This window comes from Streptomyces sp. V4I8, assembly GCF_041261225.1.
Lineage (GTDB): Bacteria > Actinomycetota > Actinomycetes > Streptomycetales > Streptomycetaceae > Streptomyces.
Window position 1 is genome coordinate 5,064,853 of sequence record NZ_JBGCCN010000001.1, and the last position, 12,170, is coordinate 5,077,022.

Sequence of the window (12,170 nt, forward strand, 5' to 3'; positions counted from 1 at the left end):
CGGTCCGCGATCCCGGCCCGCGGACGTCGGGCCGGCGTTTCCGGGTCGTCAGCAGTTGTCGCCGTCGAACACGGCTCGCACTCGGCGCCGCGCGCCGATGTCGTCGTCGGGCCCCGGTGTCGGTGTCACGGGAGGGGGACCCGGCGCCACCCGCGGCTCATGCCTCTCCCTCCTTCCCATCCCCGTTCGCCTGCCCCTGACACCCCGGACACCACACCGTCGTACGACCCCCCACCCGCGACCGGCGCAGAGCGGTGCCACAGCGCGGGCAGTGCGGGTCGGGGGCGTCGCGGTGGCCGGTGAGCCAGGTGGAGCGCGGGGGGACTCGGCCGGCGGTGATCGCGGGACGCAGGGTGCGCCGCATCTGGGTGTACAGGCGGCGGCGCTCCGGCTCGGTGAGGGCGTTGGCCGGGGTGGCGGGGCGGAGCCGCGCGCGCCACAGGATCTCGTCGGCCAGGAGGTTGCCGAGGCCGGCCAGGGCCGACTGGTCGATCAGGACGGCCTTGACGCGGCCGCGGTGGGAGGCGAGCACGGTGTCGAACTCCTCGCGGTCCACCGTCAGGGCGTCCGGGCCCTGGTGCGCCAGCAGCCGTACGACGTCGGAGGCGTCCTCGGCCAGCCAGAGGCCCTGGAGTTTGCGCTGGTCGCGGTAGCGGAGCTGGCGGTCGCGGGCGAGGGTGAACAGGACGCGGTCGTGCGGCTCGGCCGCGTCGTCCGGGTGGGCGCAGAGCAGCAGGCCGGTCATGCCGAAGTGCAGCGCGAGGGTGGGGCCGCCGGTGCGGGCGAGCAGCCACTTGCCGTGCCGCTCCGCCCCGGTGATCCGCCGGCCCTCCAGCGCGTCCCGCAGCCGCCGAGCGCTCACCCCGTGCAGGACGCCCGTGTCGCGCACGTCGACGTGTCGGATGACCCTGCCCTGCGCACAGGACTGGAGCACCCTCCGGAAACCCTCGACGTCGGGCAGCTCAGGCATGGCGGACGACCGTCGGGGGCTGAATGCCGCGCACTTTTACTATTTGCCCCGTTTTGGCGGACTTTTCACGTCACGGGACCTCGGGTCCCGGCCCCCGCATTCAGCCCCTGATCAGCCCTCACCAGCCCTCACCAGCCCTCATTAGCGTGCGTCAGCGCCTCTTGAACTCAACCGGCCCCGCGTTCATCTCCACGGTGCCGTCCGCGTGGAGGACCGGGCGGCGCTCGGTCATACGGCCGCTGTAGGCCTCGACATGGTGGATCGCCGCTCCGTCGGACTCGGTGAAGTCGACGAGGGCGATGGCCACCCAGTACCGGGTCTTGGTGTTCTCGAAGAGCGGGACGGTGACGGTCGAGCCGCGACCGTCGGTGACCACGACCTTCGCGCCGAAGCTGCGGAAGGAGCCGAAGCCGTTACTGACCGCCGAGTAGGCGCACAGCAGGACGTACCCCTGCTGGTCGGGGCGGCCGATACGGAGGGTCTCGCAGCCGGGGACCCGGGCGTCGCCGTCGAGGTGGATGAAGGGACGGTTCTTCAGCGAGCCGAGGCGCTTGTAGTAGACGACATCCGCGCCCTTGCCCTTCTTCGCCGTGTCCGCGTCGGGGGCGGGGCGCGATTTCCTCTTCGGCGTGATGAGGGTGCCGGGCGCCAGTTCGCCGCGTATCGCCTTGGACGCCGGGACGAACAGAGCGTAGAGGTCGAGGTCGGCGCCCCGCCGACGGCGCTCGTCGCTGCCGCCGTCCCACTCCAGGGTCGCCGTGACCACCAGCTCGCGGTCCGCCTTGTCCAGGCTCATCGAGACCTGGCCGCCCTTGTCGAGGCTGATCTTGCCGAGCGGGGGCTTGCGCAGGCTCATGGGGGGTGCGGCGGGGACGGCCCGCACCTCGTCGGGCTGCCGAGCGGGCTCCTCGGGCTGCCGTGCGGGCTCCTCCGGCGCCTCGGACTCCTCCTGAGCCACGTCTATCCCGAAGTCGGTGGCGAGCCCGGCGAGCCCGTCGGCGTACCCCTGGCCGATGGCGCGCAGCTTCCAGGCCTCGCCCCTGCGGTAGAGCTCCATCAGGAGCACGGCGCGTTCGCCGTCGGTGAGAGCGGGCGGGCGGAAGTGGACCGGTTCGGCACCGAGTGGGGAGGCGCGGACCAGCACCTCCTTAACCTCGCGGAAGGTGCGGCTCGCGTCGTCGGGGTCGCAGCTGCCGACCAGGACCACCCGGTCCACGTCCGCGGGAAGCGCGGCCGGATCCATCTCGACGCGCTCGGGACCCTCGGCGTCCGCCGCGAGATGCCGGACGGCACCGGACTCGGCGGACGGCTGGTTGTAGAAGACCAGGTCGTCGTCGGACCTGACCTTGCCGTCCGCCGCCACCAGCAGGGCGCTGAGGTCGACCGTGCCGCCCACGGCGTGCAGTTCGGCGACGACGGGCCCGGAGCCCACCACGATGTTCCCGCCCTTGCTCAGCTCCGGCATGCCGCCCACCCCTCGAAGTCCCCCTGGTGATTTCACGCCACCTTGTCACATCCGACCCGAATCGCAAGGGCGTTCGTGCGGGCCGGACGGCTGCGACGGCGACGGCTCAGCGGGGCTCGCGCACCACCGCCGTCTCCCCCGCCGGAACGCTGACCGCCCCCGGCGCCGACCTGCCCGTGAGCAGTTCGGTGGCGTCCGACGCGACCGCGACATGGGCGGGCCGGTCGGTGTGGTTGATGAGGAAGAGGTAGTCGGCCTCCGGGCCGCGTCGCAGAACCGCCTCGACGCCCTGCGGTGTACCGCGTACCGGCTCCACTCCCGCCTCCTCGCGGATGCGGTCCAGCAGCGCGGCCATCGCCGTCGGATCGGGAAGCGTGGCCACGTACCAACTCGCCCCGGAACCAAGGCTGTTACGCGTCACCGCCGGTCCGCCCGCGAGCGGGCCGCTGGTGTACGACGCCACCGCCTCGGCGCCGGAGAGGCGTACCCGCTCCGACCAGAGGGTCCCGGTGCCGCCGCCGCTCAGGCCCACCGACTCCCCGGGCAGCAGCGGGAACAGCTCGTCGGTGCGTACGCCGAGCGCCTCGCGGAACGCGCCCGGGTAGCCGCCCAGCCGGACATGGCAGTTCTCGTCGACCGCTCCGCTGTGGAAGCCGACGGCCAGGGTGCCGCCGCGCTCCGCGAAGCCGGTGAGGTTGGCCGCGCCCTCGTCGTCCACCAGGTAGAGGCTCGGCGCCAGGACCAGGCGGTAGGCCGACAGGTCCGCGTCCGGGCGGACGAAGTCCACCGCGACGCCCGCGCGCCACAGCGGCTCGTACCAGGCACGGACCAGGTCGTGGAAGCGCAGCTCGCCGCTCGGCTGGGAGGGGAGTTCCATCGCCCAGCGGGCGTTCCAGTCCCAGACGATCGCCACCTCGGCCGTGCCGACGCTGCCGCGCACCTCCGCGAGCGCCCGCAGATCCGCGCCCAGTCGGACGACGTCCTGCCAGATCCGGCTGTCCGTGCCCGCGTGCGGCAGCATCGCCGAGTGCCACTGCTCGGCGCCCGCCTTGGCCGCGCGCCACTGGAAGTAGGCGATGCCGTCCGCGCCCCGGGCGACATGGGCCAGCGCGTTGCGTCGCAGCTCGCCGGGGCCCTTCGCCCGGTTCACCGGCTGCCAGTTCACCGCGCCCGTGGAGTGTTCCATCAGCAGCCAGGGGCCGCCCGCGAGGGAGCGGACCAGGTCGCCGCTGAGCGCGAGGTCGATCTGCGACTCGGGGTCGGCGGACTGGAGGTAGTGGTCGTTGGAGACGATGTCCAGCTTCGGGGCCCAGCGCCAGTAGTCGAGGGCGTCGAAGTTGTACATCACCATGAAGTTGGTGGTGGCGGGGGTGGCCGGGGCCGCCTCCAGCAGCACCTCGCGTTCCGCCTCGTACAGCGACAGCAGCTCGTCGCTGCAGAAGCGGCGCCAGTCCAGCTGATGGGTGGGGTTCGGTACGGCGCCCGTGGGGCGGGGCGGGAGGATCTCGTCCCAGTCGTAGTACCACTGGCTCCAGAAGCGGGTGCCCCAGGCGTGGTTGAGGGCGGTCAGGTCGTCCGCGTACCTCGTGCGCAGCCAGCGCCGGAACGCGGCCGCGCTCTCGTCGCAGTAGCACTCCGCGTTGTGGCAGCCGTACTCGTTGTGGACGTGCCACATCGCCACCGCCGGGTGGTCCGCGAACCGCTCGGCCAGCGCCCGCGCCATCCGCAGGGCCGCCTCCCGGTAGGCGGGGCTCGACGGGCAGAACGTCTGGCGGCTGCCGTACGACAGTCCGCGGCCGTCCTTGTCCACGGGCAGCGCCTCGGGGTGGGCCTTGAAGAACCACGCCGGGGGCGCCGCCGTCGGGGTCGCGAGGTCGGCCGCGATGCCGTGCTCGTGCAGCAGGCCGAGGACGCGGTCCAGGAGGGAGAAGTCGTACGCGCCCTCCTTGGGCTCCAGCAGCGCCCAGGAGAAGATGCCGACGCTGACCATGGTCACCCCGGCCTCGCGCATCAGGCGCATGTCCTCGGCCCAGACCTCCTCGGGCCACTGCTCGGGGTTGTAGTCGCCGCCGTAGGCGATGCCGGGGACGGAGAGTTCGCGCTTCACCGGGCACCTCCGCCGAGGAGACGGCGGGTGGTGGCCACGCCCCACTCGTCCAGGGACAGCAGACGGTCGCTGGAGGCCATGAGGCCGCCGGTCGCCTCGACGTGCGCGGCCCACCGCTCCCGCGTCTCGACGGCCGGGCGGGCCATCAGGCAGTCCGGGTCGTTGATCCAGAGCCGGCCGTGCTGCCACTGCCGGCCGACGCCCGTGAACTCGGCGGGGTCCTGGCCGGGCTGGCTGTAGTCGTCGGCCTCGGGGCGGCGGTGCGGGGCCGTGTCGGGGCTGACGCGCATCGCGTCGAAGAGGCCGATGGACGCCAGCAGGGGTGCGCCGCAGCCCAGCAGGTAGGCGTCCTCCCCGATCGCCTCGCGGATCAGCCGGATGCCGTCGCGGTACGCCGTCAGCGCGTCCGTCTCCGCGGCGTGCCGTACGCCGTCCAGCGCGCCCGCGTAGAGGAAGTCGACCTTGAAGTAGTCGTAGCCCTCGGCGCGCAGTGTCCGGAAGACCTCCGTCAGATACGCCGCCGCCTCGGGGTGCGTGGTGTCCAGGACGCGCAGGTCGTGGCCCCAGTTGCGGCCTGCGTGCGTGAAGCCGCCGTCCTCGTCCCGGACCAGCCACTCCGGGTGATCGGCGGCCAGGTCGCTCGCCGGGTCGACCAGGAAGGGGGCCGTCCAGATGCCTGCGCGGCGGCCCCTCGCCCGGATCGCGTCCGCGATGCCCGCGCGGGAGCGGAAGCGGCCGGAGAGGGTGAGCCAGTCGCCGAGGGCCTTCTGGTAGCCGTCGTCGATCTGCACGACGTCGATGGGCAGGTCGAGGGTGTCCATCGCACGGAGGTTCTCGTGGATGTCGTCCTCGGTGACGGCCGTGAAGTACTCGTACCAGGAGCACCAGACGGTGGGCGCCGGGCGGGGGGCGGGCAGCTGGAGGCTGTCGGCCCAGTCGCCCAGGGCCGACTGGACGGTGGCGCCCGTCCACTCCTTCACCGGTCCGTCCGCGCTGACCTCCGCGACGGCGCCGTCCGTCACCACCAGCCGGATCGACGGCACCTCACGCATCGGATCGACCGCCGCCCACAGGCGGACCGGCGAGCCGTCACCGGGGTCGAGCGCCAGCAGGCCCTCACCCTGGAACGCGCCCTCGGGGACGGTGACGCCGGGCCGGTAACAGACCGTCGCCCAGTTGTCGTTCGTCGGGCGGTACGGCTTGTCGCCGAGGGCGTAGGCGCCACTCGGGCTCCAGGACTGCCAGCCCTCCTCATGGACGCGGGCGTCGGCCAGGTCCACGGGCACGGAGGCGACGGGAGTGAAGGGGTGGTGCACGGGTGTCTCTTTCAAGAAAGGGGCCGTCAGCCCTTGTTGGCGCCGAGGGTGAGGCCGCTGACGAACTGCCGCTGGAGCACGAAGTACACGATCAGTGTGGGGATCGCGGTGAGCAGGGCGCCGGCGGCGACGAGGTTGGGGTCGGTGAAGTACGCGCCGGTGAGGTTGTTCAGCGCCGAGGTGATCGGCATGTTCTCGCCGGTCGAGATCAGGACGAGGGCCCAGAAGAAGTCGTTGTAGATCCAGATCGAGAGCAGGGTCGCGAGGGCGGCCATGGCCGGGCGGCACAGCGGGAGCACGATCTGCCAGTACTGGCGCCACACCGAGGCCCCGTCGACGAGCGCGGCCTCGGTCAGCTCGTGCGGCAGCGAGCGCATGTAGTTGCTGAGCACGAAGGCGCAGAACCCGGACTGGAACGCCACGTGGATGAGGACCAGGCCGAGGGCGGAGTCGTAGAGCTTGCCGCTCATGGTGATGCCCGGCAGGTCGATGAGCAGGTACAGCCGGTACAGGGGGGTGATGATGACCTGCTGCGGGAGCAGGTTGCCGGCCGTGAAGACCAGCAGCAGCGCCAGGTTGAGGCGGAAGTCGAAGCGGCTGACGTAGAAGGCGACCATCGAGGACAAAAACAGCGTCAACAGCACCGCCGGCACGGCGATGATCATCGTGTTGACGAAGTAGTGACTCATGTCCGACTGCGTGAACGCGTTCGTGAAGTTGTCGAAGTTCAGCGTGTCCGGCCAGGACACGTATCCCTTCTCGCTCGTCTCCGCGTACGGGCGCAGCGCCGAGTAGATCGCCCAGGCCAGCGGGCCGATCCAGACCAGCGCCATGGACGCGAGGAAGAGGTGCAGCAGGATCCGGCCGGGGCGGACGGGGGTGCGCTGCTTGCCCAGCGTGGCGGTGGGGGTGCTCATGCGCGCCGCTCCTTCCGGAAGGTGGCCACCAGGTAGGGAATGATCACGACGAGAGAGATCAGCAGCAGGACGACCGCGATCGCGGAGCCGTAACCGATGCGGCTGGACTCGCCGATGATGTTGTTGGTGACCAGGATCGAGAGCAGCTCGGTGCCCTCGGCGCCCTTGTTGAAGACGAAGACCAGGTCGAAGGCGCGCAGGGCCTCGATGATGGTGACGACCAGGACGACGGTGTTGGTGGGGCGCAGGGTGGGGAAGATGACGTTCTTGAACGTCTGCCACTCATTCGCGCCGTCGAGCGAGGACGCCTCCCGCAGCGAGGGGTCCACGCCCTTGAGGCCGGCCAGGTAGAGGATCATCATGTAGCCGGTGTGGCGCCAGGACGCGGCGACCAGGATGGCCCAGAGGTTGAGGTCCGGGTCGCCGATCCAGTCGATGTACTTGCCCGGCTCGTTGGCCCCGATGATGCTGTTGATCAGGCCGGTGTCGGGGTTGTAGATCAGCTGCCAGACGAAGCCGATCACGGCCATCGACAGCACGACGGGCAGGAAGAAGGCGGTCTGGTACACGCGGCTGAACCGGATCTTCTTGTCCAGCTGCACGGCCAGGAACAGGCCCAGAGGGGTCGGGATCACGATCAGCACGACGAACCAGATGACGTTGTGCTGGACGGCGGGCCAGAACTGCGGGTTCTGCTCGAAGAGTTCCTTGAAGTTCTGCAGCCCGACCCACTTGATGGAGTCGAAGCCGATGCCGTCCCAGGTGGTGAAGGCCAGCGCGATCGAGGCCAGCGCCGTCACCCAGACGAGGGCGATGTGCAGGATGGTCGGCAGGCCCGCCATGAACCCGAGGGTGATCCGGTCGCGGCGGGTCAGCAGGCGACGGTGCCCCTGGGGCACCTTCTTGGCGTTCTCGGCGGGAGCAGCGCCCGAAGGCGGCACGGCGGCCGCCTCCGGGTTCTCCTTGGTGATGTCTGTAGTCATGGGATCAGCTGGACGCGAAGATCGTCTTCTTCTGGCGTTCGATCGAGGACAGCAGACTGTCGACGCCCTTGGGATCGCGGATGAACTTCTGCAGCGCGGGCTGCATCACCGTCGAGGTGAAGTCCGGCCGGCTGTCACGGTCCATGAACTGGGTCAGGGACTTGGCGCCGGAGATCATGTCGTACGCCTTCTTCTGCAGGGCGGTGTACGACGACGTGTCGGCCTTGGTGGAGGCGTGGACCACGCTCGGGTCGGACTTCAGGTAGATGTCCTCGGCGTCCGGAGTGCCCAGGTACTGAAGGAGCTTGACGGCCTCGGCCTTGTTCTTCGGGCTCTTGCTCATCATGAAGCCGTCGGTGGGCGCCTCGACGGTGTCCTGACCGTACGCCGGGTCGATCTCCGGGAAGGCGAAGAAGTCGAGGTCGTCCAGGTCGGCCTTGTTGGTGAACTGCTGGGCCACGAAGGTGCCGAGCAGATACATGCCGGCCTTCTTCGAGGCGAGGGTCTGAGCCGCGTCCTGCCAGGTGCGGCCGACGGCGCCCTCCTGGTGGTAGGGGAGGATCTCCGCCCACAGGTCGAAGGCCTTGCGCACCTTGGCGTCGGTCCAGGAGGCCTTGCCCGCCATCAGGTCGACGTGGAAGTCATAGCCGTTGGCACGGAAGTTGATCTGGTCGAAGGTGCCGAGCGCGGGCCAGGCGTCCTTGTCGCCGAAGGCGATCGGGACGAGGCCGTCCTTCTTCATCTGCTTGCACAGCGCGACGAAGTCGTCCCACTTGGTGGGGACTTCGTAGCCCTTCTCCTGGAAGACGCTCTTCCGGTAGAAGATCGCCCACGGGTACGTGTACAGCGGCACGAAGTAGTACTTGCCGTCCTCGCCCTTGCTGAGCTTGTGCATCGCCTCGGGGAAGTTGTCCCCGATGGTCTTCCACACGTCGTCGATCGGCGTGGCCAGGCCCTTGGCGGCGAAGAACTGCATCCGGTAGCCGGCGAACCAGGTGAACACGTCGTCCGGCGTGCCCTGGAGGTAGGAGTTGATCTGCTCCTGGAAGGTGTTGGAGTCCTTGGTGTTCACGTCGACCGTGATCCCGGACTTCTTCTTGTAGGCCGCGTAGATGTCGGCGAACGCCTTCTTCGGCACCGGGTCGGACGCCTTGGAGCCGAGGGTGACGGTCTTCGGGTCACTCGCCGTACCGCTGCCGCCGCAGGCGCTCAGCAGCGGGATGCCGGCGCCGAGAACGGCGGCGCCGCCGATGCCGCGCAGCAGGGTGCGACGGTTGGGTGAGGGGAGTGAGAGACCGGAGGGGGTGAAGTGCTGCATCTACGGCTCCTGATGACAGGGTTCGATCATGAGGGTTGGGCGCGTCGAGTCCGTCGTAACCGATCAGAAATCAACTTGACCGAACACGGTGGCGCAATAACAGCCGTTTGTCAGGTCATGCGTCAAGAGATGTCGATCGCCGTTTTGGAAACGTGACCGACATCTCGAACCAACTTCAACACTGCGTTGATCGAACTTGAGTACGCGACGAAGATCCCGCCACTAGCTTTCCGCCATGACGACATCGAATACGCCCTCCCCCGTCCCCTCCCTGGCCCTGCGCGGCCGCTCCGGCGCGCTGTGGCTGGAGGGGGACGGATCACTGCTGCTGGAGCAGGACGGAGTCCGCAGGCGCATACCTCCGGCGGCCGTGGAGGAGGTCAGGGCGGCCGAGAGCCCGCGCGGGGTGGAGGTGGTGCTGACCGCACCGGAAGGGACGCCTCCGACCGTCTACCGGGTGGCCCACCGGGGCACGTCCGAGCGGGACGTGTTCGTCACGACCGTGAAGGCCTCGCTGCCCGTCCGGGGCACGGAGGAGCCCCGCCCGGACGGGGCCGAGCTGGTCGTGGTGGAGCCGGGGACGACCGCCCGCCCCGCCTGGCACAAGCGCGCCTTCGGGGATGTGAGCCTGGTGCTCGTCCTCGGGCTGCCGATCGTGGGCTGGATCGCGGGCCTGGTCACGCTGATCGCACACTCCGATCTCATCGGCGCCATCCTCTGGTTCTTCGGGACCAAGCCCCTGATCATCGGTCTCGTCCTGTACGGCATGGCCGCCAAGACGCTGTACGACCGAGCGATCCTGCGTCGCCGGGGCATCTCCGTGCTGGCGGCCTTCCACCGCCACGACGGCAAGAAGCGGATGTTCCGGTTCACCGACCTGGACGGCATCCCGCGGGACTGTGAGATCGACACCGCCGCCGAGCCCGTCGCCACCTCGCCGGAGCGCTTCCAGGTCAGTTACGACCCCCGCAACCCGGCCCGGGTGGCGGCCAGGCTCCCGGTGCGCACCTGGGTGCTGCGGTCCCTGGGCGTGGGCGTCTTCGGCACGCTGATGCTCTACACCGGGCTCTACATGGTTCCGTACCAGCTGATCCAGGTGCTGTCCTAGGCGCTGTCCCAGGCGTTCCGGCCGAGAGGCGCTAGCGCACCACCACGGTCCTGGTCACGCTCACCTGGTCCACCTCCGAGGTCCGCACGGTCACCTTCATCTCCCACCTCCCGGCGATGGGCAGGTTGAGGAAGCTGTTGCTCCAGTAGCCGCCCTTGTCGGTGAGTGCGGCGTCGAGGGGGCCGATGTCCTTGGCCGGGTGAGTGAAGGAGACACGCAGCTCGGGGACGACGGACACGCCGCCGTCCGGGCCGTAGACGAGCGCCTCGATCGAGTTGTCGCCGACCCGCCCCGGGTCGAGGGTGATCTGCACCTTGCCGTGGCCGCCGGGGGTGCCGACGTCGAAGGGGACGTTGGTGACGGAGGCGCCGATGACAGCGGGCGCCCCGGCCGCCGCCTCGGCCTGCGCACGGCCGGGCAGCGTGCTGGTGAGGACCGTGGTGACCAGGAGCACCACGGCACCGACGCCGACCTCGGCGAGGACGGAACGGCGCAGGGCGCGGCGGTGCGGGTCGACGGCAGGCGGTACCTCGGTCCGCGGCGAGGGCGACTCGGGCGGCACCGGTCCACCGACCGCCGCCGGAACGAGTTCCCGTTCCGGTTCCCTGACCCGTTCCTGTGCCCTTTCCCGCACGACCGTCTCCGCGTCGACCGCTTCCACGTCGGCCGTCGTCGCCAGCCGCGCCGTCCAGCGACGCGAGAGGGCAGCCGCCCCGAGGAGCAGGGCCACCGCGACCAGCTTGAGGGTCAGGAGCCTGCCGTACGTCGTCCCGGTGAGCGCGTCCCACGATCCGAGGCCGCGCCAGGACTGGTAGACGCCGGTGACGACCAGGACGGTCACGGAAGCGAAGGCGAGGCGGGAGAAGCGGGTCACCGTGGCCGGCGTCAGGTGAGCGCGGTACAGCGTCACGAGCAGCGCCGCGAGCCCGCCCAGCCACACCGCCATGGCGAGCAGATGCAGCGCCGAGGACGTCATCGCCAGCGGCACCTGGATCCCCGCCGAGGCGTGCTCCCCGGCGGCCCAGGTCATGGCGAGCCCGACGGCGAGGGCCGCACCGCCCCACCCGTACGGCTTGCGCTGCCTGGCCGGCCGTACGAGAGGGACGGCGGCCACCGCCAGGAGCCCCAGCCGCGCGAGCAGGACCACCCCCGGCCGGCTGGTCAGGGTCCGGCCGAGGGAGTCGACACTCAGCGCCCCCAGGGGCCCCTCGCCCGTCTCGTACGGGGCGCGCAGCACCAGCAGGGCGAGCGTGACGCCGAGAAGCGTCCACCAGCTCGCCCTCAGCAGCTTCAGCAGCACGGGCGCGTCCGGCGGACGGCAGACCGCCATGAACGCCGCCGCGCCGATGAGCAGGGCGGCGGCGAGGTAGGCCAGATAGCGGGCGAGGTTGTAGAGGCTCTTGGTCGCCGGGTCCTCGGTGGGACCGGTGTCCACGGTGGCCGTGGTCAGGGACTCCCTGCCGACGGAGAACGTGAACGCGCCGGAGACCGGATGACTGTCGGCCGACACCACCCGCCAGGCCACCGTGTACGTGCCCTGCGCGAGCTTCGCGGGCAGCGTCACGCGGGCGGTCTCGCTCCCGTCCTGCGCGTGGGTCGGCTCACCCGTACGCAGGCGACGCCCGTCGGGGTCCAGCACGCGGAAGGAGTCGTCGAGCAGGCCGACGGACTCCGTGAAGGTCAGGGTGAGGTGACGGGGGGCCGACTTGAGGACGGTTCCGTCCTCGGGGTCGGTGGCGCGGAGGGCGGCGTGCGCGGATGCCGGTCCCGTGCCGGCGAGGAGGAGCAGGACCAGCAGGGGGCCCAGCAGCACCAGCCGTTGAAGTCCGCGCCGCTCGGCAACCCGGCGGCGGGGTCGTCGTCGCTCATCGCACCCCACGTGTGTCACATCTCCGTCGTCGGACTTGAGGCCTCGGGGGTATGTACGGACGCGAAGCCGTTCGGACTCAGCGCGGTCGCGTGCGAACCGGCTGAGGGACGCGGCTC

Annotated in this window: 9 protein-coding genes; 1 reads left to right on the forward strand and 8 read right to left on the reverse strand. The window is 70.5% G+C overall.

The genetic code is table 11. The features are described 5' to 3' along the window. Positions 1-157 precede the first annotated feature (157 nt). The 7 genes from ABIE67_RS22905 to ABIE67_RS22935 all read right to left on the reverse strand — a co-directional run bounded on the left by ABIE67_RS22905 (position 158) and on the right by ABIE67_RS22935 (position 9,076). Positions 158-970 (reverse strand): Fpg/Nei family DNA glycosylase, encoded by an 813-nt coding sequence (locus ABIE67_RS22905; RefSeq protein WP_370260415.1) that lies wholly within the window; start codon positions 968-970, stop codon positions 158-160. Between the two features lie 151 nt (positions 971-1,121). Further along, positions 1,122-2,435 (reverse strand): TerD family protein, encoded by a 1,314-nt coding sequence (locus ABIE67_RS22910; RefSeq protein ID WP_370260418.1) that lies wholly within the window; start codon positions 2,433-2,435, stop codon positions 1,122-1,124. A 106-nt stretch (positions 2,436-2,541) separates the two neighbouring features. Continuing rightward, the gene (locus ABIE67_RS22915; RefSeq protein ID WP_370260419.1) at positions 2,542-4,542 is read right to left on the reverse strand and encodes a beta-galactosidase; all 2,001 of its coding nucleotides are present in this window, start codon (positions 4,540-4,542) and stop codon (positions 2,542-2,544) included. Next, entirely contained in the window at positions 4,539-5,858 is a 1,320-nt protein-coding gene (locus tag ABIE67_RS22920) for a glycoside hydrolase family 36 protein (protein WP_370260420.1), read from the reverse strand. The genes ABIE67_RS22915 and ABIE67_RS22920 overlap by 4 nt, the downstream gene beginning before the upstream one ends. Positions 5,859-5,884: 26 nt before the next feature. After that, entirely contained in the window at positions 5,885-6,775 is an 891-nt protein-coding gene (locus ABIE67_RS22925; protein ID WP_370260421.1) for a carbohydrate ABC transporter permease, read from the reverse strand. Further along, entirely contained in the window at positions 6,772-7,758 is a 987-nt protein-coding gene (locus ABIE67_RS22930) for a carbohydrate ABC transporter permease (protein WP_370260422.1), read from the reverse strand. The genes ABIE67_RS22925 and ABIE67_RS22930 overlap by 4 nt, the downstream gene beginning before the upstream one ends. Before the next feature lie 4 nt (positions 7,759-7,762). Continuing rightward, positions 7,763-9,076, reverse strand: coding sequence for an ABC transporter substrate-binding protein (locus ABIE67_RS22935; protein WP_370260423.1), 1,314 nt, complete (start codon positions 9,074-9,076; stop codon positions 7,763-7,765). Positions 9,077-9,311: 235 nt separating this feature from the next. Here ABIE67_RS22935 and ABIE67_RS22940 point away from each other — a divergent pair, with 235 nt between their 5' ends. Beyond that, positions 9,312-10,184: a hypothetical protein gene (locus ABIE67_RS22940; RefSeq protein ID WP_370260424.1), complete on the forward strand. Its 873-nt coding sequence runs from the start codon at positions 9,312-9,314 to the stop codon at positions 10,182-10,184. A 31-nt stretch (positions 10,185-10,215) separates the two neighbouring features. On the opposite strand, the gene ABIE67_RS22945 is transcribed toward ABIE67_RS22940, so the two are convergent. Further along, positions 10,216-11,997 (reverse strand): copper resistance protein CopC, encoded by a 1,782-nt coding sequence (locus ABIE67_RS22945; protein ID WP_370260425.1) that lies wholly within the window; start codon positions 11,995-11,997, stop codon positions 10,216-10,218. Positions 11,998-12,170: the final 173 nt, after the last annotated feature.

Excerpts from the sequence above, each read along its gene's own strand:
- ABIE67_RS22905 (WP_370260415.1), bottom strand. The coding sequence starts at position 970 with ATGCCTGAGCTGCCCGACGTCGAGGGTTTCCGGAGGGTGCTCCAGTCC.
- ABIE67_RS22910 (WP_370260418.1), bottom strand. The coding sequence starts at position 2,435 with ATGCCGGAGCTGAGCAAGGGCGGGAACATCGTGGTGGGCTCCGGGCCC.
- ABIE67_RS22925 (WP_370260421.1), bottom strand. The coding sequence starts at position 6,775 with ATGAGCACCCCCACCGCCACGCTGGGCAAGCAGCGCACCCCCGTCCGC.
- ABIE67_RS22930 (WP_370260422.1), bottom strand. The coding sequence starts at position 7,758 with ATGACTACAGACATCACCAAGGAGAACCCGGAGGCGGCCGCCGTGCCG.
- ABIE67_RS22935 (WP_370260423.1), bottom strand. The coding sequence starts at position 9,076 with ATGCAGCACTTCACCCCCTCCGGTCTCTCACTCCCCTCACCCAACCGT.
- ABIE67_RS22940 (WP_370260424.1), top strand. The coding sequence starts at position 9,312 with ATGACGACATCGAATACGCCCTCCCCCGTCCCCTCCCTGGCCCTGCGC.